The following is a 20,992-nucleotide window of genomic DNA, read 5'->3' as shown; positions in this document are numbered from 1 at the left end:
GATTATATTATGCAGTTAAATAGAAAAATAATTATTCTAGTTAATATTTTATTCTTATGTAATGCTAATGCTAACCAGAATCCTGATGAATTTTTTGCTAATCTTTGGATAAATGAGCTTGATCATAATATAGATATTATTTTAATAAAAAGTGATGATAATTTTTACATAGAGTGCAATATATTGTCGGAACGAGATATTGATATATCTAAATTATCAAAAATGGCTTCTCGGGATGAGTTTTGTCTTATTTCGGACCGGAATATTCAATCTAATTTCGATGCCTCTAAGCAAACAATTAATCTCACCATACCTACCCAACTGTTTAAATCAAATACACAGATCTCCCAGTTGCAGACTATGCCAGAGAGAGCCAGTTTTGGAGGTTTCGTAAATTATGATTTTACCTATTTAAATTCAAAAATAGACAGAGAAACGAATTCTTTATATAACGGCCTGACAGATCTGGGTGTCTTTAAAGACTATTGGATTTTTAAGAACTCAATAGCATATTATAATCATCCTTTGAATGAGTATTTTACTCGACTCAGTACTAGTATTGAGTTTGAATTTCCTAAAAGTATGACTCAGCTTACTTTAGGAGATACAACTACAGTATATAATCCATTAATTAATTCTTTACGTTTTGCCGGTTTAAACTGGGGAACTAATTTTACTGAGCGACCAAATTTTATTTATTGGAATACTCCAATCTTACAGGGAAGTGCGCGTGTTCCTTCTACAGTTGATTTGTATATTAATGGGGTAAGTATATATAGCCAAAGAGTCAGTCCTGGTGATTTCAATCTTCAAACTGGTGCACAAATTCAACAGGCAGGAAATGCACAAATTATTGTTGAAGATGTGTTAGGGAATAGGAGTGTACAAAGTTTTCCTATTCTGGTGACGAATCGGCTATTAAGATCTGATCTTAGTGAATATAATGTTTCATTAGGAAAGTTGCGTTATAACTATAATATAGAAAGTAATGACTATCGTAATTTTTTCTCTAACCTTTATTATCGTTATGGGGTATCTAATTGGACAACACTTGGTTCTAATTTTTCTTATAGCGAAGACTTGCAAAATTTAGGCTTTCTATGGACTCAAGCTATTAGTCATTATTTGGTTTTGGATAGTGTAGTTCAAGCTTCACACGATGAACTTAATAATTTTAATTATTCATATGGATTATCTGCTGCAAAGGATTTCGGAAGAGTTTCACTTGGTGCAAGTGCGAAATATACAGAAAGAGATTTTAAATATTTAGGTGATGACCTGGATAATTTTTATAGTTATCCTAAGTATGAATATTTAATTTATGGGGGAATGAGCAATATTCCTCTCTTGCATAATATTTATTTGAATTATGCTGCCCAGAGTTTTCATCAGCAAGAAATACGCGTGGAAGATGAGATTCCTTCATTTTTTCAAAATGATCGTAAAACTTTAAATTTAGGGTTTAATCGTCGGCTAGGTAGGAAGGGAAGCCTAGGTTTGAGTTATTTTAGCTCATTTGGTAATGATCGGGATTCTGGAGTTGTCTTATCACTTAGCTATAGTTTTGATGATGATAAAGCAGTTTATTTTAGTCATTCAACAGATGAAAGAACTAAATTGCAATTTGTAAAAAGTAATCCTAATCAGGTTGGATTTGACTATGAAACAGGTGTAAATAGACTCGAAGATGAAACACTATATAATTTCAATGGGCGATTGAAAACAGATGTTGGGGATTTAGGTTTTTATCATATAGAGGGAGATAATGAGTCTGAATCACAATTAAACTATCGTGGTGCGGTTGTTTTTCTTAATAATAAATTCAATTTTACCAAGTTGGTTGATAATGCATTTTCTGTTGTTAGTGTGGGAGATTATCAGGATGTCGATGTTTTAAGGTCTTTATCTGTAGTAGATAAAACGAATAAGAAAGGCTATACCTTTGTTCATGATATTATTCCTTATGTAAATTATGATATTGGTTTTGATCAGAATCAATTACCAGTCGAAGATAAGATTCCTTATGCAACCAAGAGGCTTACTGCTTTAGATCAGCGGGGGTATATTATTAATTTCCCTATATATAATACAAAACAGGTCACGATTTTGCCTGTAGATAGTAATAATCATAAATTCACAGCTGGTTCAGAGTTATATATCGATAATGATGGTGGGGAGGTTTATCCTATCTCATCGAACGGTACGGTCACTCTATATGGGCTTATTCCAAATACTTACAATATTAAAATCATCAGCACCGAATCTAAAACTTGCTTTGCACAATTGACGGTTACAGAAAATCAAAAAGAAGAAAGCGGACTATCTACGCTTATCTGTAAATAAAGGATGAAAAATAATGAAACTTAAATTTACTGTACTTGTGTTCTCTCTATTATTAACCAGTCTAAGTCATGCCCAACGTTGTCAGATTGATCGATCGACAGCATCAGAACTCAAATTGAACTCCTCTTATCTGAGCCAAGCTGCGACTTCTTTTATCGTAAGGTGTGATAGTAGTTATGCTATTCAATTTAATTCTAGAAACTTAACCAGCACTAATGGCAGTAGTTATTTGGTTAATGAGCACAATCATAAAATAAGAACACAAATGTATATTTCTGGGGCGACCTCATCCCGTTGGAATATGCCGATATCCCAACCGGCAACTAGCCTAAGTAAATTTATTGTATTGGTACAACTAGCTGAACAACCTTCTGCTTTGACCCCAGCTGGAGTTTATAAAGACAGTTTATATGTGGATCTTATCTACTGAATTCTTTTAGTTGGCTCTTAAAAGAGAATTGGATTTTGGTCTATTTAAGTCCTTTAACCAGATTTTGAAGCTTTCTGACTGGATTTTTTAGGCATGAGCTATGGTTATGAATAGGTGAGTTAATTTACTCTTAATTGTTAGTCAAGTTAATTAGATATCTCTATAAGTACATCAACTTCCGAATAAAATGAGAGAAGGGGGTAATATCATTAAAATGCAATAAATAAGCATTAGACTTTAGCTTAAAATATAATCACATAGGTGTGATATGGAACAGCCCTGCACCTCAGCGTTATCGAAAAAAATGTCTGCACTTCAAAATATTAGCTTTGACTTAAAACAGTTGCGACAGCAAAAAACAAAAATGACCCTGCCTTTGGAAGAGTTGACTCGTCCTCGTCTCAAAATAGCCATTGTGACTGAAACCTGGTCTCCTGAAATCAATGGGGTTGCCCATGCTTTATTGCAACTGTGTAAAGGATTACAAAAACAGGGGCATAAGATTTTATTAATTCGTCCGGAACAACGACAAGCCTATAACGATTTTAAGCCGCATAGCGAATGTCTAGTTAAAGCGCATTGCATTCCTAAATATAGTAATTTGCAGTTTGGTAGGCCGCAATTTTTAAAAATCCATCAAGCTGTTGAAACTTTTACACCCGATATTATCCATGTCGTGACCGAAGGTCCTTTGGGTCTGGTAGCTCAACAGCTTGCAAAATTCCATAAAATTCCGGTTTCTAGCGGTTTTCACTCGTCATTTCAGGAATTTAGTCGATTTTTTGATTTGGCTTTTTTACTGAAGCCAATTCAAGGCTATTTAAAGTGGTTTCATAATAATACTGATTTGACCTGTGTTCCGAGTCGAGGCACGGCTCAAGCCTTAAATCAGTTTGGTGTGACTTGTCCCTTGGCAGTTGTGGGCAGAGGCGTCGATCCAGATACATTTTCACCAAAGTGGCGATCACCAGATTTGCGCTATGCTTGGGGAGTTTCAAACGAGACCCGGGTGATGTTGTATGTCGGACGGCTTTCCCCTGAAAAGGAAATTGACGTGCTGATCAAAACCTATTTTGTGCTGCGCCAAGTTCGTCAGCAAGATATACGTTTGGTGGTGGTTGGAGATGGGCCGGATCGCACTCGACTGCAACAACTGAATCAGGATGGCAGTATTGTTTTTACCGGTAGCTTGACAGGAGAAAAACTGTCAGCGGCGTATGCCAGTGCAGATGTCTTCTGTTTTGCCAGTCAGGTTGAAACCTTTGGAAATGTGGTATTGGAAGCGATGGCCAGTGGCTTGCCAGTGATTGCTTATGATTATGCTTGTGCAAACTTGCATGTGCAGCATGGTGAAACGGGATGGTTGAGTAGACTTGGACATCAGCAGGGGTTGATCCAGCAGATGCTCGGATTGCCTGATCAGCAAAAATTGCAGCAGATGGGTGCGCAAGCACGTAAAAAAGCCGAAAAAGTAGGCTGGCAATATCCGGTCCGGCAATTTGAACAGGCACTGTATTCACTGATACAGCATCAGGAATACAGGATATAAAACAAGAAAGGAGCACCAGTGTGAAACTCCAGAATGTAAAGATTAAATTTTTAGAAATCGATTTGAAAGGCTGTGTTTATCTGAATCATTTTTCGCATTCAGTCCGTATTGCCACTTTTTTTAAAATGATTAGCCGCTTAGGAAATGGTGCATTTTGGTATTTCATGCTGATACTGGTTTGGATCATGCAAGGCTTGATCTATACCGTGCAGATTGTTTATCTGATTTTGGGAAGTACTATAGGTACTATGATTTACAAGGTGCTTAAAATCAAAACTGTACGACCACGTCCTTATCAGGTACATCAAGTGATCCGTTTGGGTGAGCATCCACTGGATCATTTCAGTTTTCCTTCCGGGCATACCTTGCATGCCGTGATGGCAACCACCGTTTTAGGTTATGTCGCACCTTTATTACTGATGCTGATGTTGCCTTTTACGGTTCTGGTCGCAGTGTCCCGAATGGTGCTGGGATTGCATTATCCAAGTGATGTGGCAGTTGGCGCAATTCTGGGTGGCATGATGGCAATTGCCATTGTCCTGACCGCGCCTTATCTGAATATTGTGCTGTAAAAATAAGTGAAAGCCGGAGCAAAGGCTCGCAGATTTTCACAGATTTGTTAAAGTACAGCATCAAAGCAATTATGGTGAGAAATAGAGATGGGTTTACGTTGGACTGACACGCTCGATATCGCGATTGAACTCTATGAAGCGCATCCAGATGTGGACCCGCAGTGGATTCGTTTTACTGATTTACATGCCTGGGTGTGTGCTTTGCCTGAGTTTGAAGATGATCCAACCAAGTCGACTGAAGGTTTGCTTGAAGCCATTCAAATGGCATGGATTGACGAGGCACGCTAAGGCCTCATCTTAAAAAAGCATTTTTTTACAGATGAAAAGCAGAAAAATGCGCATTATCTCGGTATAATGCGCCAAATTTTCATGTCAACAATTGACTTAAGGAGCCTATCATGGCTATCGAACGTACTTTATCTATCGTTAAACCAGACGCAGTTGCTAAAAACCACATCGGCGACATCTTTGCTCGTTTCGAGAAAGCTGGTCTTCAAATTGTTGCAACTAAAATGAAACATTTGACTCAAGCTGAAGCTGAAGGCTTCTATGCTGAGCACAAAGAACGTGGTTTCTTTGCTGACCTAGTTGCATTTATGACTTCTGGTCCAGTTGTTGTTTCAGTTCTTGAAGGCGAAAACGCTGTTCTTGCTCACCGTGACATCCTTGGTGCGACGAATCCTAAAGAAGCTGCTCCTGGTACTATCCGTGCAGATTTCGCTGTAAGCATCGATGAAAACGCTGCTCACGGTTCTGACTCTGTAGCATCTGCTGATCGTGAAGTTAACTACTTCTTCGCTCAAACTGAGATTGCTCCACGTACTCGTTAATTCGCAGTATTCAAGCCAGATAAGTGTTATTATACTTATCTGGTTTTTTTATTCTCTGAATAATTCTTTGCTCACATATTGAGCTTCTCCTTTCATCTTTAGACATGGTTTAGGTAATACACATGAGTACTGAAGCAGTCGCTGTATCAGCAGTTTCTGAGCCACAGCAACACACTCCATCCGCTCCAGCACAGGCAAATACTGTCGAGAAAGTGAATTTACTTGGCATGTCACGTCCGCAAATGGAAAAATTCTTTGAGGACATAGGTGAGAAGAAGTTTCGTGCCGGGCAGGTAATGAAATGGATTCACCAGTTCTTTGTGACTGATTTTGCTGAAATGACCAATATTTCCGGCAAACTGCGTGAAAAACTGGAAAAGATTTGTGAAATTAAAGCGCCTGAAGTGGTGCATAAAAACTATTCTAAAGATGGTACCCGTAAATGGGTATTCCGTGTTGGCGACGGTGAAGGTTCCCTCGTCGAAACCGTATTGATTCCTGCTGAACATCGCAGTGGTTTACGTCGCACTTTGTGTATTTCTTCACAAGTGGGCTGTGCACTGGACTGTTCATTCTGCTCAACCGGTAAACAGGGTTTCCAGCGTGATTTGACTCAAGCCGAAATTATCGGTCAGCTCTGGATGGCGAACTATTCCTATATGGAAGATGTGCCGGTACTTGAGCGTGAACGTTCAGTCACGAACGTGGTGATGATGGGCATGGGCGAGCCATTGCTCAACTACGATGCAGTATTGAATTCAATGCGTATTATGCTGGATGACTTTGCATACGGCATGTCAAAACGTCGTGTGACTTTATCGACTTCTGGTGTGGTACCGAAAATCGATCAGATGGTCAAAGATATTGACGTGGCGCTGGCTATTTCATTGCATGCGCCAAATGATGAACTGCGTAACGAGCTGGTGCCGATCAATAAAAAATATCCGCTTGAGCAGCTGATTGCTGCATGTCAGCGCTATATTGCTAAAGATGGTAACGAAAGTTCACGTAAACATGTGACGATTGAATATGTGATGTTAGATGGCGTGAATGACCATCCTGAACATGCTCAGCAAATGATTAAGCTGTTGAAGAATTTGCCAAGCAAGATTAATTTGATTCCTTTTAATCCGTTCCCGCATGCGCCATATGGCCGCTCAAGCCGCAACCGGATTATTTCTTTCCAAAAAACTTTGTCTGATGCCGGTTTTGTGTGTACGATTCGTCAGACACGCGGTGATGACATTGATGCCGCGTGCGGACAGTTAGTCGGACAAGTTGCTGACCGTACCCGTCGTGCGGAACAGTGGAAAAAGAAAATTGCGCAATCGAATGAGATCATGCGCTCACAAGGATAATAAGAGGTCGCCAGTTGAGAAATCTAACATCAAAGTTTACTTTGATTTCAACAGTATGTGTGTCTTTGGTTTTAGTCGCGTGTCAGACGCCAGATCTGGGTCAGAAAGACCCTGAAAAGGCCACCAAAGTCCGTACCCAATTGGCGGTAGAATATCTGAGAACAGGTGACCTGGATGCAGCTAAACGTGCGCTGGATCAGGCACTTGAAAGCAGTCCGCGTGATTCTCAAGCGAATATGATGATGGGCGTGCTACTGCAACAGGAAGGTAGTAAGCTTAATCTCGAAAAAGCAGATCATTATTTCAAGCGTGCGATTTCGGCAGATCCGAAAAATGCGCAGGCGCGAAATAATTACGGCACTTATTTATATCAGCTTGAACGCTATAATGATGCAATCGAGCAGTTTCAAATTGCTGGTGCCACGTTGGGTTATGATCAGCGATTCCGCGCACTGGAAAATATGGGGCGGATTTACCTGAAACTGGGTGATACAGCAAATGCTGAAAAATCATTCAAACAGGCGCTACAAGCCAATCGCGATTCCTATATTTCAATGTTAGAGTTGGCAGAAATATTTTATTTGAACCAGCAGTTCCCGGCAGCGACACAAATGTATCAACAGTTTGTGCGTGGTGTGGGGCAGAAAAATCAGGGTGCCCGTGCACTCTGGATTGGCATTCGCACTGCGCGTGCCGGAGGTGATCAGTTGGGTATGCAGGTATTGGTCAACCAGTTACGTGCACTCTTTCCTGAAAGCCAGGAATACCAACGTTATTTGCAATTACAGTACAGTACTGAGGCCGTATGGAAGTAAATCCTAATTCACCATCGAATCATTCGAGCGTAGCTCCAAATGCGTTAGGAAATATTCAACGTCCGGGCGAGTACTTGCGCCAGATTCGTATCAACCAGCAACGTAATCTGGAAGATGTAGCGAAAGAGCTGAATATTCCGGTCAAAACCCTGACTGCTCTTGAGCAGGATGAATACAAATCTTTGCCAGAAGCGACCTTTATCAAAGGTTATTACCGGACTTATGCCAAATTTCTGGGTGTAGATGCGTCTAGTATTATTCAGCGTTTTGATGAAATCTATACCAATGATACCGGGTTGCTGCCGAATCATGCCCTGAACAATTCTCCAATTAAAATTATGGGGAAATTACCAGGTTCCAAGCGTGACCGTAATCGTAAGTGGTTAAAGCGCATTTTTATTACGCTGGTACTTTTGCTGATTTTGGGCGCACTGTTTGCCATGATTCAGAACTGGTCGAGCAGTAATTCCCAAAATAGCAGTGAAGTCTCTGGAGTAGGCGCTTCTAATGTCGAGATTCTGAATCTGGATACAGGTGCCGCACTTTCCGGTGATCAGCTGAAACTTGATTTTAACCGTCCGACTTCGGTGCATATTGTCGACTCGGCGGGTAATGTTCTGGCAACTGGCCGTCAGGCATCGAGCTTGCAACTGAATGGTGAAGCGCCATTCCAGATTCGTCTCGATGATGCATCGGCTGTATCGCTCAGTTTGAATAATGAAAATATTTCATTGTCACCCTACACTGTGAACGGAAAAGCAGAATTCCGTTTATCACCTTAACAGATCAAGAGTAGAGCAGAACGATGATCGTAAATCCAATTAAACGTCGTCCAACACGTAAAATTCGTGTGGGTTCAGTTTATGTGGGTGGTGATGCACCAATCAGTATCCAGTCCATGACCAATACTGAAACCTGTGATGTAGCAGCTACGGTTGCACAGATTCAGCGCTGTGTAGATGCCGGTGCAGACATCATGCGGGTTTCTGTGCCTACCATGGAAGCGGCGGCGGCATTTGGTGAAATTCGCAAGCAGGTCAATGTACCTTTGGTCGCCGATATTCACTTCGATTATAAAATTGCTTTGGCAGTTGCCGATTTGGGTGCAGACTGCCTGCGGATTAACCCGGGCAATATCGGTTCTGAAGCGAAAATCCGTGAAGTGGTGGCCGCAGCACGTCATAACGATATTTCCATGCGGATCGGTGTTAATGCCGGCTCACTGGAAAAAGATATTCAAAAGAAATATGGCGAGCCGACGGGTCAGGCTTTGCTTGAATCTGCGATACGTCATATCGATATTTTAGACCGTCTGGATTTCCAGGAATTCAAAATTTCAGTCAAAGCCTCGAATGTGTTCCTGACCATGGATGCGTATCGTTTGTTGTCACAGCAAATTGATAATCCGCTACATTTAGGTGTAACGGAAGCGGGTATTTACCGTACCGGTTCGGTTAAATCTGCGATCGCTTTGGGCGGCCTGCTGATGGAAGGCATTGGGGATACTATGCGTATTTCCTTAGCTGCCGAGCCTGAAGAAGAAATTAAAATTGGTTTTGATATTCTGAAATCGCTGGGTCTGCGCTCCAACGGGATTAACTTCATTGCCTGCCCAAGCTGTTCACGTCAGGAATTTAATGTGATTTCAGTGATGCAGCAACTTGAAGAACGTTTAGAAGATATTCGTACCCCAATGGATGTGTCTGTTATTGGCTGTAAGGTCAATGGGCCGGGCGAAGCCAAAGAAGCGGATATTGGTGTTGTAGGTGCAGCACCACGTTCACTAGTATACCGTAATGGTGAAAAGAGCCATTTAATTGACACGAATCAATTGGTTGATGAAATCGAAACCATGGTTCGTCAACGTGTTACCGAGCTTGAAGAAGCTAAATCTAAAGAAATTATTCGTACAAGTTTTTCTGAGTAGATCATGAGTTCAATCGTCGCAATCAAAGGTTTTAATGACATTCTCCCAACGCAAACCCCAGCTTGGAGACGTCTTGAACAGCATCTATCCGGTTTGATGGATGCCTATGGCTATCAACAAATCCGTTTGCCTATCGTTGAACAGACTAATTTGTTTAAACGTTCGATCGGTGATGCAACCGATATCGTTGAAAAAGAGATGTATACCTTCCTCGACAAGGGTAATCCACCTGAGTCTTTGACACTACGTCCTGAAGGAACGGCAGGTTGTGTACGTGCCATGCTGGAGCATAACCTGCTGCGCGGTGCGACGCCTCGCGTCTGGTATATCGGATCCATGTTTCGTTATGAAAAACCGCAAAAAGGCCGTTACCGTCAGTTTCACCAGTTTGGTGTGGAAACCTTTGGTGTGGCAACGCCAGATATGGATGCAGAACTGATTCTGATGACGGCGCGTCTGTGGAAACGTATGGGTGTGGCAGACAAGGTTCAGCTTGAGTTAAATACACTCGGTGAGTCGGATGAGCGTGCAGCCTATCGTGCGGCACTGGTAGAGTTCCTGCAGGCGCATAAGGCTGATCTGGATGAAGACTCACAACGCCGTCTGACGACTAATCCACTGCGTATTCTGGATTCTAAAGATGCCAAAACTCAAAGTATCCTAGAAAATGCGCCTAAACTTCACGACTTTATGGGTGAAGAAACACTGGCACACTTTAACCAGTTGCAACAGTATTTGTCAGATGCCGGTATTAGCTTTGTCATCAATCAAAAACTGGTACGTGGTCTGGACTACTATAATAAAACCGTATTTGAATGGACGACTACCCACTTGGGTTCACAAGGTACTGTATGTGCTGGTGGTCGTTATGACGGCTTAGTCGGTCAATTGAAAGGCAAAGCGGATCAATCTGTGCCTGCAGTTGGTTTCGCGATGGGGATGGAGCGTTTATTGCTTCTACTGGAACAGATTGAAGACAATACGCCAGTACGTGATTGTGAAGTATTCCTGGTTGCCGATCCTGCTTCTCAGGGTAAAGCGCTGGTATTGGCTGAACAGATTCGTGATCAATTGGAAGCTGCTGGCAGTAACATTCGCCTGAAAGTCGGCTCTCAGGGTTCAATGAAATCGCAAATGAAAAAGGCTGATCAAGCCGGTGCTTTGTATGCGGCGATTTTGGGTGAACGTGAACTGGAAGCTCAGGCGTTTACTGTGAAAGAGCTGGCAACCGCAGAGCAATCGAATGTACCATTTACGGACTTCGTTGCATTTTTTAGTACTAAAATTTCTTCAAAATAATCGATAAAACATTAGGAAAAGGGTAATCTCATGAGCGCAATGAGTGGTGATGAACAGTTTGAAAGCTTAAAATCCTTTATGAAGAAATATGGTTCTTCGATGATTACCGGGATTTTAATTGCGCTGATTGCCTTTTTTGGATGGGAATATTGGCAGAAGAAAAACCTGGCAGAGTCGCAAATGCACACTGCCAAGGTTCAGCAGTTGATGGATGATGCACAGGCATCGAAAGGTGATGGTTTTGCCAAGCTGTCTGAAACTGCGGACAAAATTGTCAAGGAAGCGCCTGACTCAGCTCAGGCGATTCAAACCCAGTTAGTCATGGCGAAACTGGCTTATGACAAAGAAGATTATGCTGCGGCCGAGAAAGCACTACAGAAAGTTGAAAACTCGAAAGTAGATGATAAAGGCCTGGTTCAGGTGGTTAAACTTCGTCTGGCCTATGCGCAACTGGCACAGAAAAAATATGATGCTGCATTGAAAACTTTAGAAGCAGTGACTGAACCTGCATTTAAAGCAACTGCCGATGAAGCACGTGGCGATATCTATGTTGCCAAAAATGATATTGAAAATGCGAAAAAAGTATATCAAAGTGCATGGGATGCTTTGATTGAACGTAAAGAAGAACGTCAGATTTTACAAATTAAGCTCGAAAGCGTAGGCGTGTTAGTCGATGATCCAGAAATCGAACGCCCAATTATAGAAACACAAGCGGAAGAAGCTGCATGAATAGAAAATACAAAATTACCTGTGCCTTGACTGTTTTAACGCTTGCACTGGCTGGCTGTGCAGGTAAAACCACTAAAGTTCCAGAAGTAAAACCGAATCCACTTCCAAAACTGACCCAAGCCAAAACCCTGGTCCCTGTATTTTCCACCAGTGTGGCGTCAACAGATGCTGCTGATCCGTTGCGTTTACGTCTGGATGCAGACAATGGCGTGGTCTTTGCGATTGACCCGAAAGGCGAAGTGTCTGCATTTAAAGGCAAACAGCGTCTGTGGCAGAAGAAAGTCAGCAAAGACAATTTAAGTTCTGGCGTTGAAGCTGCCGAAGGTCTTGTTGTCGTCGGCAACCAGAAAGGTCAGCTGTTTGCGCTAGATCAACAAACCGGCGAGCAGAAATGGACTGCGCAATTGACGGGTGCTTTACTGGCGCCTTCACTGATTCATGCAGGGCGGGTCATTAGTGTCAGCAATGACGGCACCGTATATGCGCATGAAATTGCGACGGGTGCGCAAGTTTGGACTTATGACTTACCTAATGTACAATTCAGCTTACGTGGCATGGCTGCACCGGTTGCATTAGATGCCCGTAATATACTGATTGCCTCTTCCAATGCTTATATCTATGCATTGGATGCCTTAAGTGGTGTGCCAAAATTACAGCGTCGTGTCGCAGTGTCGGATGGACGTTCTGATATCCAGCGTCTGGTGGATATTGACGGGGAACCGGTCGTTGCAGGCCAGTTTGTGGTGACCACCAGTTATCAAGGTCAGGTGACTGTGCTGGATTTAGCTTCACAACAGGTGGTCTGGAGTGAAGATGCCAGCAGTATCCAGCGTCCAGAAGTTGTGGGCAATGGCGTATTTGTGGCGCAAACCGATGGCAGAATCAAAGCCTTTGAGATTACTTCGGGTCAGCCACTTTGGGAAAATGACCAGCTGTTGAATCGTAAGTTAAGTAATCCGGTGATGCTGGGTACTGATCTTGTAGTCGGTGATCTGGATGGTGTCTTGCACCTGATTGATCCGCGTACTGGACAGATTACTGGTCGTTCGAAAACTTCTGGGGAAGTGCGTAGCTTACGCGTTATCGACAACCAGCTTTATGTTTCTACACGCAAGGGCGCATTAAGCATTTGGCAGAACCGTTAATTTTAACGAGCCTTATGCTAAACTAGCCACAACCGTATTTTGTGAACGCGGGGTGATTGAAAAATCAATGCCCCGTGTTTTTATTTAGGGTATTTACCCCTTATATCTTCCTATGCTTTCTGATGTTCAGGCCACTTTGACGCCTGATATTAAATAAAGGTTACTCTATGAAACCCGTAATTGCGCTCATTGGTCGTCCGAACGTCGGAAAATCGACGCTGTTCAACCAGATTACCAAGAGCCGTGACGCATTGGTGGCAGACTTTGCAGGTCTGACACGCGACCGTAAATATGGCGATGCTACCTATCAAAATAAATCTTTCATTGTGGTCGATACCGGCGGTATTGGTGAAAATGAAGGTGGTATTGATTCATATATGGCAGAGCAATCTAAAACTGCCATTCATGAAGCCGACATCATTATTTTTGTGGTTGATGCGCGTGCCGGCCTGCTGGCTTCCGATGAACAGATTGCACGTGAATTACGTACTTTAGGCAAAAAAGTCTTTCTGGTGGCCAACAAGGTCGATGGCGTACATGCTGAAGCTGCCTTGGTTGAATTCTACAAACTGGGTATGGGCGAGCCGCTACAAGTGGCAGCCAGCCATGGTCGTGGTGTTCAGCAAATGTTGGAAGACGTGCTTGCTGATGTACCGGAAGATGAAAATCCGGAAGAGCATGACAAAAACACGGGTCTGCGTTTGGCGATTATTGGTCGTCCAAACGTCGGTAAATCAACGCTGGTGAACCGCTTGCTCGGTGAAGAGCGTGTGGTGGCATTTGACCAGCCGGGTACAACACGTGACTCGATTTATATTCCATTCGAGCGTGATGGCCGTCAATATACCCTGATTGATACTGCCGGGGTGCGCCGTAAAGGTAAAGTTGATGAAATGATTGAGAAATTCTCGATTGTTAAAACTTTACAGGCAATGAAAGATGCTAACGTAATTGTTGTTGTGGTTGATGCGCGTGATGGTATTGTTGAGCAGGACTTGCATTTGATTGGCTATGCACTTGAAGCGGGTCGTGCCATGGTCATTGCAGTCAATAAATGGGATAACATGACTGAATATGATCGTAAGCAATGTAAGCTCGATGTAGAGCGTCGCTTCGATTTCATTCCATGGGCCAAAGTGCATTTGATTTCTGCATTGCATGGAACGGGTGTGGGTGATCTTTATCCATCGATTCACCGTGCTTATGATTCATCTCGTTTGAAAGTGTCACCAGCAAAAATCACCCAGATTTTAAATGATGCGACAGATGCCCACCAACCGCCGATGGTTCAGGGTCGTCGTATTAAAATGCGTTATGCGCATATGGGTGGGCAGAATCCACCAACGATCGTGATTCACGGAAACAAGGTGGATAAAACTCCTGCAGATTATCGCCGTTACCTGGAAAACGTGTTCCGTAAAGTGTACAAGCTTGAAGGTACACCGATTAAAATCGAGTTTAAAACTTCGGAAAACCCGTTTGAAGGTCGTAAGTCTCAAGTGGATGAGCGTGCAGCTGCACGTAAACGTCGTTATGTACAGAAGTTCAAGAAAGCCGAGAAGAAATTTAAGCGTTAATTTTATAGTTTAAATTTTCCGGATAAAAAGCCTGCGTAAAGCGGGCTTTTTTTATTACCTATAAAAATATTTTTTAATCAGGCTTAATTTTGAATTTAATAAAAATAAAATATTCTTTTAATTATAGTTATTTAGTATAGGACTTACGCACTATTATTTATAGATTTTCTGTGGCAGCAGATGATTCTTATCGAGAATAAATTCATCAATAAAGTTCTTGATAATTGGTTTAAATAATTTCTTCTGCCAACGATATACATTTTCAAAGATCCGCTCAAACTGGTTCTTTTGTATCTCAACATAGGCCATCAAGGCTGAGAAAATATGATTCAAAATCAGCTTGGATCGTCTTACTTGAAACTTTTCAATATGACAAACCTGTTTAATTACTCGATGATATTGTTCTATTTTCCAATGACTTGAATGTAATTCATAAAAACCATCAAAGGACAATAAATCATCTTCATCTTGATGCACAATATAAAATCTCTGCTGTTCTTTTAACTGAGTCTTAAATAATTGTACAAAGCCAACATCTTTGAGCCAGACCACTTGACCCTGATGAAAATTCGGCAATAAACGGAGTTGAAACCATTGTCCTTTTTCAGGGGAAACCTTACGGTTACTGTCGACACCAAACATAAATCGAATACCATGTTTTCTTATGGTTTTTAGATTTTCAGTCGATGAATACCAACTATCACCTGTAATGAATTGAATCTTTGCACCCCAATCGAGTACTTCACTTAACATCTCCATAAAGTAATCATTCTTGGTTTTACTTTCTGACTTATCATAAATTCGAAAATTAATTGGAATATTTTTGCCATGTTGATCTGTCGCATACAAGGTAATGAGATTAATACCCTTGACGGATCGGTGGTGTTTACCTGACCAAAAATAGCTAACTAAGTCCATATGTTGACTATATGGCTTATCTAAAACAGTATCATCAATACTGACTATAAGTTTATTATTATCAATGTGTTGAATTGCTTCTTGATATAGATCGTGAGCTGTGTAGTCTTCACGCTCCAAAAAGCGATTTACACTGTCATGCGAGATATTATAAGTCTCGGCAAGTTGTGTGCAGCTAATAGAGTTTGGTTCTGTCATGAGAAAGCCCATATAAATGGGTAATGTACAAGTTGCTGTAGAAGCATGTTTAGTTCGTCTGATCACAGATACGTTATAAAGTAGTTTGAGACTTTTTTAAATCCCTCAATGCGTAAGTCCTATTTAGTATAAGTATTAATTTAATATTTATGTGATATGTATTATATTTGTGTGAAATTGTTAATTCAGTCGCAAAAATGAAAATTGACTGAAAAAGATCATAAGAAATTACTACCCAAATTTGCGGTGGTGTGAGGGGAACATGAAAAAAACTGCATTGGCCTTAATCTGTATGATGGGCTTACCAAGCCTTGCATGCGCTGAAATGATCAAAGTGAATGGTGAGGGCAGTAGCCCCATTATAAAAAAAGATCCAATAGGAACACGGAATCAAGCATTGAATAATGCAAAAACTGATGCAGTCATTGCTTTAATCAAAAAAATAAATGGCCCTCAAGCCATGCAGGATGCCGAACTCCATCTGGCAGATATTGTGAAACAAGTTGACAATGGCTACGTATTTAATCGTGGTAGTCAAACCAACAATAACAATGAACTGGTTACTTCTATTTCAATTGAAATGGATGATCAGGAGTTTCGCCAGATCTTAAATGATCTGGGTTTATCCAAAAAGAATAGCCGAACCAGTCCGATCATGATCGTAATGGATGAATATTTTGGTGTACCGCGAGATAACTCAAAACCGGTGAAAGAGTTTACGTCGTACTTTTCTGACAAGAGCTATGCCTATGATGAAAAGGCCAGCTATGACGCGAAAGAAAGTGCAAAAGCCAGTGAAAGTTCATCATATTCATCAAAAGGCAAATCAGCTTCGGCTTCAGGCTATGCCTATGGTAATTACTATGGTGCAGGTGCGGGCGTTGCTGCACGTTCATCAAGTCACAATAATTCAGGTAAATCTTCTGCTTCAGCAAGTTATAACGCCAGTGAATCAGCACGTTATAGCCAGTCTGAACGCCAGAATGATATTCAAAATTTTGTGAAATATGTGGAATATCAAACCCCGTCGACCACACCTGAGCGTGAAAATCAAACGTTAACCTCAATTGCCCGTGCAGCATCTAAATATGATCTACGCTTAATGGATTCGGATGTGTTTCGTAGCCGTTATCTCAAAGGCAAGAGTATGACCATTCAACAATTGCTGGGTGATGCAGAGCTGGCAAAACTTGCAGTGGCTGCACGTCAGGAAAAAGCGGACTGGTTTATGGTCGGTAGCTCTTATATTTATGACCGTGGTCGTTCAGGTGCAACGGGTCAGTTTGTTTGTGATGGTGCACTCAGCTATAAAATTTATTCAGTCGATGATGGCACACTGATGGGCGGCGATACCCGTACTGAATCATCCACGGCTGCAACGACAGATACTTGCCGTACCAATGTTACCCGTAAACTGGGTGAAATGACGCTATCTGAAGTCGGCCCGCAAATCCTTGCCTATTCGAAAAACCGCAGCATGTATGGTAAGGAAATAACCCTCTTTGTAAAAAGTGTATCGGGTAGCGTATCTAGCCGGTTAGGGGATGACCTGTACGTGGCCTTAGATGAAATGGATGGTGCGGAAAATATCGATATCCGTACCCAGGATGGCAAATTGGTCGAGATGACCATGACTTATAAGAGTGAAAAGCCGTTAAGTGCTGAACTTGCCAAAGCATTGCGCCGGGTAAATCCTGTTCTGTCGAATGCAGAACGCCTGCAAGCAGGGAATACCATTACTTTATGTATTGGTGGTACCCAATGCAAATAAGCATGAAAAAAGCCATGCTTGCCATGGCGCTGATGGGAACGGCTAGTACACAGGCCAATATTCAGGTTTTTCCGGCGAAGGGAATTTACGGGCTGGAACTGCCTTGTCGTCAATCGGTGGAACATATAGAAGCAAACGCATCATCCATTTCCTGTGACTTTAGCAAGGCTGTATCTAGCGAGACGATTCGTACTCAAGTTGTACAGGCTTTCGAGCAGCAGCTGAAACAGGCCTTGCAAGATCAGGTGGTTACTTCAATTTCCCAACAGAATAAACATCGAAGCTATGTGGCTTCTCTGGAAGTTTTGCGGGCCAGCGAATATGTGGTGCAAAAGGAGTCTACAGCCGAGATTTTTCTGCCAGTCACTTTAAGTTTAAAGTTGACCAATGTCCTATCCGGAGAAGTGATTTATACCGATAGCGCTACTTTATCTCAACCTATACAGGTGCTGGCGACTGATATCGAGGCGGCTACAACCCGTCAGGCGGTCCAGCAGAAATTTCAAAGTAGCTTGCTGACCTTGACTCAGCAATTGACCCAAGATCTACAGAAGAAATTTAAGGTCTCTGAAGTGCAGACCAAGGTGATTGACCGCTGGAAGTCTTATATGGTTTTGGATAAAGGCTTTAATCAAGGGATTGCCAAAGATGATGAGCTGAGCTCGGCTTCAGGAGATTTAATCCGGGTTGTCCATGCTGACAGCGATTATGCTGTGGCATTGCCTGTATTGATGAGTGGTAATTCGAGCCAGTTTAGCAAGATTTCGGCTAATACCCGTCAGGCACTGAACAAGCCTAAAGCTTTGGTGATGGATGTATTGACTTATCAAGGCGAGTCAAAAGACCTGATTGAGCAGATTTTTTCTGATGCGATCGGAGAAAATGCATCTTTTACCCTTACACCAGTCAACAAACGTTATAGCGTGCTCGCACAGAGTATCAGTGAGCAGACAGGTTTAACTAATCAGGAAACCCAGCATCAGCGTGAACTTCCTGAATTTTTTATTCGTATTAATGTGATTCCTGTAATTGGTTATCAGCAGCAAGTCGGCAAAATGACTGAGCAGCAAGTGGTACATAGCGAAGTCTTTGCTGAAATGATTGACCGTTCTGGGCGCGTGATTTATTCGGCGCATGCGACTGATGAAATCAGTGAAGCCATTTCACAAGGAATGGGTTTTTCACTGGATACGCGTAAAGAAGTGGCACTTAAAAATGCTTTGGTGAAATTGGGTCAGCAATTCCAAAAAGGGATTCAATTTACCCGTTCAGATTTGCAGGTGGCGAGTGGTGGTAGCGAGACCATCACGATTCAGGATGCAGGCGAGCGTTTGACCACAGGCATGAAAATTCATGTGTATAACCGTGAAAAAGTTGCTCAGCGTCAAGTGTTAATCCCGACTTGGGAAGCTACAGTCATTGATCGTCAAGGGACTAAAGTCAAAGCGCAGCTTGATTTTCCTGTGAGTGGAAATGACCGCCTGCCGGTACGTTCGGGTGATAGCATCTTGGTGGATAGCCATGCTGCTGTGGGTGAGTCGAAACTTGCTCGTGTACTTTGTCCAAGCTTGCATACTGATCAAGTCGGAGAGATTCCATTTTATGGATTTGGTCCGCTGATTTATCACGCATTTACCAGTCAGTCCAAACGTCCATTTTATGCCACAGGTTCAGGTTTTAAAGGGCAGACCAGTTTAGAAACATCAATTATAAAAATGACTGAAAATGCCGGCTTTAAAAAACAGCTTGATTTGAAACTGTATGTGCCCAAAGACGAGTGCTTACAGCCAGCATTCAAGATTCAGGTTCGAGAAGACTCTATTAAATGCAATGCAGACAAATCCAGTTGCGATGCCACTTTGGTGTTGGCAGGTGGCGCGCGGCGTTTTAATGCAAAACAGGAACGTGTTGGGGCTGTCGGTTTACAGCAAGAAGTTAGTTTAAAAGGCATTGATATCACCCATCGTCATGAAATGTACAACATTCAGATGTTCAAGGCATTACCAAAAATTTTAAATCAGATCGTGCAAAAAGCCGATGCAGTTCAGTAAGGAATTATAAGGGGAAATACTATGAAAAAAATCGCAAGCATCTTGATCTTGGGAAGTGTTGTATTGGCATCGCAAAGTCATGCCGGTCTTGGAACACTCAGCAGTCTGGCATCAAAAGCAGTTGCAACGACAACAGGTACGTCTTCACAGAATCTGGATTTGGCAGGTTTTCTTAAGCAGGCACAAGCCACCAATGCCATGTTTATTCAAAGCCGAACGACACTGGCAACCCTGTTTGCTGAACGTAAAGACAGTGAAGAGCTGAAAACCAAATTAAACAGCTTGAAAACTACCTCTGACGTAAAGGAAAAAGAGGCAATCCAGAAAGAGATTACCAAATTGACTAATGATGTTCTGGATGCATCAAAAAAGGATGAGGCGGCGACACTGGAACGTATTAATGCATTAAGTGTAAGCCAGAAACAGCTTCTGGTTAACTCACTTACTAACTTTGCGATTGCGGGCTTGTCTGCACGCGAACTCGTGCTTAATAGTAAGCAGGTGTCTATGCAAATGCTCAGTAATCCGCGTAGTGTCAGCGATAGCGGTATGTCTTTTATGGATGCCAAAGGCCTATTAGGTGATGTGACTGGAATTGCAAAAAATGCAACCATGGCATTGGTTGAGTATCCGCAATTGATGAAAAAAGCGGGCTTGAACTTTAAGGCGCCAGAATCTGCAGCAGCAAAACCAGTTGATATTTCTGATTCAATCTAAGCAATATGAGTCTAGCCTGTTTTCGAACAGGCTTTCTTTTTTTATCTGGCGACGTAAAATGAAAAAGTCCATCTGTTTCTATGAGCTTTGCATTGTCGCGAAATATTCAAATTTATCTACAAAAAATAGATCAGTTCTTTTCAATTGAACTGCCTCAATCACGGGTAGAGCAAATCAAGAATCGAAAACTGGCAATTTATGCGCATCGTAACCAGTTGCTGTCAGATCAATTCAATCATCCGATCCAATCTCTGGATTTCACCACCACTGAATATGGCAAGCCTTATTTAAATGACTATCCGGACTTCAGTTTTAATCATAGTCATAGTCAAAATTTCTACGCCTTGGCCACGAGCAGGAATGTCCAAAACTTGGGAATTGATATTGAAGAACTGAGTCGTAAGGTTCGTTTTGAAGCCTTGGCACAACATGCCTTTCATCCCGAAGAATTAAAACATTGGAAAACGCTGGCTTATGATCCCGAATACTGGTTTAAAGTCTGGACGATTAAAGAGGCCGTGTTAAAGGCATCAGGCTTGGGAATCCGGATCAACCTGAATGAACTCAATACCAATATCCATCCTGAACAAAATGGCGGACGCTGCGAACATCCAGAGATTGGCGTCTATGCTTATCAAAATTATTCTGTTGCTGGCTGTATGCTCACCGTGGCCTGGCAAAGTGAGCATTCCTGCAAAGGGTTGAGATTTCCAGTGATCCAGATTCATCACACTGTCTAAAACAAAATCAATCCGAATATTTT

Annotated in this window: 19 protein-coding genes; 18 read left to right on the top strand and 1 reads right to left on the bottom strand. The window is 42.0% G+C overall.

What is annotated here, in order from left to right; translation table 11 throughout:
* The first annotated feature begins 9 nt into the window (after positions 1–9).
* The 14 genes from PYW33_RS12940 to der all read left to right on the top strand — a co-directional run bounded on the left by PYW33_RS12940 (position 10) and on the right by der (position 14,574).
* A complete protein-coding gene (locus tag PYW33_RS12940) occupies positions 10–2,343 on the top strand; it encodes a fimbria/pilus outer membrane usher protein (protein WP_004647456.1) in 2,334 nt (777 codons plus the stop codon).
* A gap of 13 nt (positions 2,344–2,356) precedes the next feature.
* Entirely contained in the window at positions 2,357–2,773 is a 417-nt protein-coding gene (locus tag PYW33_RS12935) for a hypothetical protein (RefSeq protein ID WP_004647457.1), read from the top strand.
* A 268-nt stretch (positions 2,774–3,041) separates the two neighbouring features.
* Positions 3,042–4,322, top strand: a complete 1,281-nt coding sequence (locus PYW33_RS12930) for a glycosyltransferase family 4 protein (RefSeq protein WP_004647459.1) — start codon at positions 3,042–3,044, stop codon at positions 4,320–4,322.
* Positions 4,323–4,342: 20 nt separating this feature from the next.
* Positions 4,343–4,894, top strand: coding sequence for a phosphatase PAP2 family protein (locus PYW33_RS12925; protein WP_004278361.1), 552 nt, complete (start codon positions 4,343–4,345; stop codon positions 4,892–4,894).
* Positions 4,895–4,981: 87 nt separating this feature from the next.
* Entirely contained in the window at positions 4,982–5,182 is a 201-nt protein-coding gene (gene iscX, locus PYW33_RS12920) for a Fe-S cluster assembly protein IscX (protein ID WP_004278360.1), read from the top strand.
* A gap of 110 nt (positions 5,183–5,292) precedes the next feature.
* Positions 5,293–5,724, top strand: a complete 432-nt coding sequence (gene ndk / locus PYW33_RS12915; protein ID WP_004647460.1) for a nucleoside-diphosphate kinase — start codon at positions 5,293–5,295, stop codon at positions 5,722–5,724.
* Positions 5,725–5,846: 122 nt separating this feature from the next.
* Positions 5,847–7,082, top strand: coding sequence for a dual-specificity RNA methyltransferase RlmN (gene rlmN / locus PYW33_RS12910; RefSeq protein ID WP_004647461.1), 1,236 nt, complete (start codon positions 5,847–5,849; stop codon positions 7,080–7,082).
* A gap of 14 nt (positions 7,083–7,096) precedes the next feature.
* A complete protein-coding gene (gene pilW / locus PYW33_RS12905; RefSeq protein ID WP_004647462.1) occupies positions 7,097–7,897 on the top strand; it encodes a type IV pilus biogenesis/stability protein PilW in 801 nt (266 codons plus the stop codon).
* A complete protein-coding gene (locus PYW33_RS12900; RefSeq protein WP_004647463.1) occupies positions 7,888–8,679 on the top strand; it encodes a helix-turn-helix domain-containing protein in 792 nt (263 codons plus the stop codon). Before pilW ends, PYW33_RS12900 begins: the two co-directional genes overlap by 10 nt.
* A gap of 23 nt (positions 8,680–8,702) precedes the next feature.
* A complete protein-coding gene (ispG, locus tag PYW33_RS12895; RefSeq protein WP_004647464.1) occupies positions 8,703–9,824 on the top strand; it encodes a flavodoxin-dependent (E)-4-hydroxy-3-methylbut-2-enyl-diphosphate synthase in 1,122 nt (373 codons plus the stop codon).
* 3 nt (positions 9,825–9,827) lie between these two features.
* Complete coding sequence (gene hisS / locus PYW33_RS12890; RefSeq protein ID WP_004647465.1) at positions 9,828–11,123, top strand: histidine--tRNA ligase; 1,296 nt, start codon at positions 9,828–9,830, stop codon at positions 11,121–11,123.
* A gap of 30 nt (positions 11,124–11,153) precedes the next feature.
* Positions 11,154–11,852, top strand: coding sequence for a YfgM family protein (locus tag PYW33_RS12885; RefSeq protein ID WP_004647466.1), 699 nt, complete (start codon positions 11,154–11,156; stop codon positions 11,850–11,852).
* Complete coding sequence (gene bamB, locus PYW33_RS12880) at positions 11,849–12,997, top strand: outer membrane protein assembly factor BamB (RefSeq protein WP_004647467.1); 1,149 nt, start codon at positions 11,849–11,851, stop codon at positions 12,995–12,997. Before PYW33_RS12885 ends, bamB begins: the two co-directional genes overlap by 4 nt.
* 167 nt (positions 12,998–13,164) lie before the next feature.
* Complete coding sequence (der, locus tag PYW33_RS12875) at positions 13,165–14,574, top strand: ribosome biogenesis GTPase Der (protein ID WP_004278348.1); 1,410 nt, start codon at positions 13,165–13,167, stop codon at positions 14,572–14,574.
* A gap of 153 nt (positions 14,575–14,727) precedes the next feature.
* On the opposite strand, the gene PYW33_RS12870 is transcribed toward der, so the two are convergent.
* Positions 14,728–15,756, bottom strand: coding sequence for an IS701 family transposase (locus PYW33_RS12870; protein WP_081398989.1), 1,029 nt, complete (start codon positions 15,754–15,756; stop codon positions 14,728–14,730).
* Between the two features lie 196 nt (positions 15,757–15,952).
* On the opposite strand from PYW33_RS12870, the gene PYW33_RS12865 reads away from it, so the two are divergent.
* From PYW33_RS12865 to PYW33_RS12850, 4 genes are all read left to right on the top strand, one after another.
* A complete protein-coding gene (locus PYW33_RS12865) occupies positions 15,953–17,461 on the top strand; it encodes a hypothetical protein (protein ID WP_004647470.1) in 1,509 nt (502 codons plus the stop codon).
* A gap of 2 nt (positions 17,462–17,463) precedes the next feature.
* Positions 17,464–19,512, top strand: coding sequence for an MreC domain-containing protein (locus PYW33_RS12860; RefSeq protein WP_004647471.1), 2,049 nt, complete (start codon positions 17,464–17,466; stop codon positions 19,510–19,512).
* 21 nt (positions 19,513–19,533) lie between these two features.
* The gene (locus PYW33_RS12855) at positions 19,534–20,229 is read left to right on the top strand and encodes a hypothetical protein (RefSeq protein ID WP_004647472.1); all 696 of its coding nucleotides are present in this window, start codon (positions 19,534–19,536) and stop codon (positions 20,227–20,229) included.
* Positions 20,230–20,309: 80 nt separating this feature from the next.
* Positions 20,310–20,969, top strand: coding sequence for a 4'-phosphopantetheinyl transferase family protein (locus tag PYW33_RS12850; protein ID WP_004647473.1), 660 nt, complete (start codon positions 20,310–20,312; stop codon positions 20,967–20,969).
* Positions 20,970–20,992 lie beyond the last annotated feature (23 nt).

Origin of the sequence: Acinetobacter lwoffii (genome assembly GCF_029024105.1) — a bacterium.
GTDB lineage: Bacteria > Pseudomonadota > Gammaproteobacteria > Pseudomonadales > Moraxellaceae > Acinetobacter > Acinetobacter lwoffii.
The sequence above is the reverse complement of the archived record's forward strand: the minus strand, read 5'-3'. Positions and strand labels throughout refer to the sequence as shown.

Excerpts from the sequence above, each read along its gene's own strand:
- PYW33_RS12940 (WP_004647456.1), top strand. The coding sequence starts at position 10 with ATGCAGTTAAATAGAAAAATAATTATTCTAGTTAATATTTTATTCTTA.
- PYW33_RS12935 (WP_004647457.1), top strand. The coding sequence starts at position 2,357 with ATGAAACTTAAATTTACTGTACTTGTGTTCTCTCTATTATTAACCAGT.
- PYW33_RS12930 (WP_004647459.1), top strand. The coding sequence starts at position 3,042 with ATGGAACAGCCCTGCACCTCAGCGTTATCGAAAAAAATGTCTGCACTT.
- iscX (WP_004278360.1), top strand. The coding sequence starts at position 4,982 with ATGGGTTTACGTTGGACTGACACGCTCGATATCGCGATTGAACTCTAT.
- ndk (WP_004647460.1), top strand. The coding sequence starts at position 5,293 with ATGGCTATCGAACGTACTTTATCTATCGTTAAACCAGACGCAGTTGCT.
- rlmN (WP_004647461.1), top strand. The coding sequence starts at position 5,847 with ATGAGTACTGAAGCAGTCGCTGTATCAGCAGTTTCTGAGCCACAGCAA.
- PYW33_RS12900 (WP_004647463.1), top strand. The coding sequence starts at position 7,888 with ATGGAAGTAAATCCTAATTCACCATCGAATCATTCGAGCGTAGCTCCA.
- ispG (WP_004647464.1), top strand. The coding sequence starts at position 8,703 with ATGATCGTAAATCCAATTAAACGTCGTCCAACACGTAAAATTCGTGTG.
- hisS (WP_004647465.1), top strand. The coding sequence starts at position 9,828 with ATGAGTTCAATCGTCGCAATCAAAGGTTTTAATGACATTCTCCCAACG.
- PYW33_RS12885 (WP_004647466.1), top strand. The coding sequence starts at position 11,154 with ATGAGCGCAATGAGTGGTGATGAACAGTTTGAAAGCTTAAAATCCTTT.
- bamB (WP_004647467.1), top strand. The coding sequence starts at position 11,849 with ATGAATAGAAAATACAAAATTACCTGTGCCTTGACTGTTTTAACGCTT.
- der (WP_004278348.1), top strand. The coding sequence starts at position 13,165 with ATGAAACCCGTAATTGCGCTCATTGGTCGTCCGAACGTCGGAAAATCG.
- PYW33_RS12865 (WP_004647470.1), top strand. The coding sequence starts at position 15,953 with ATGAAAAAAACTGCATTGGCCTTAATCTGTATGATGGGCTTACCAAGC.
- PYW33_RS12860 (WP_004647471.1), top strand. The coding sequence starts at position 17,464 with ATGAAAAAAGCCATGCTTGCCATGGCGCTGATGGGAACGGCTAGTACA.
- PYW33_RS12855 (WP_004647472.1), top strand. The coding sequence starts at position 19,534 with ATGAAAAAAATCGCAAGCATCTTGATCTTGGGAAGTGTTGTATTGGCA.
- PYW33_RS12850 (WP_004647473.1), top strand. The coding sequence starts at position 20,310 with ATGAGCTTTGCATTGTCGCGAAATATTCAAATTTATCTACAAAAAATA.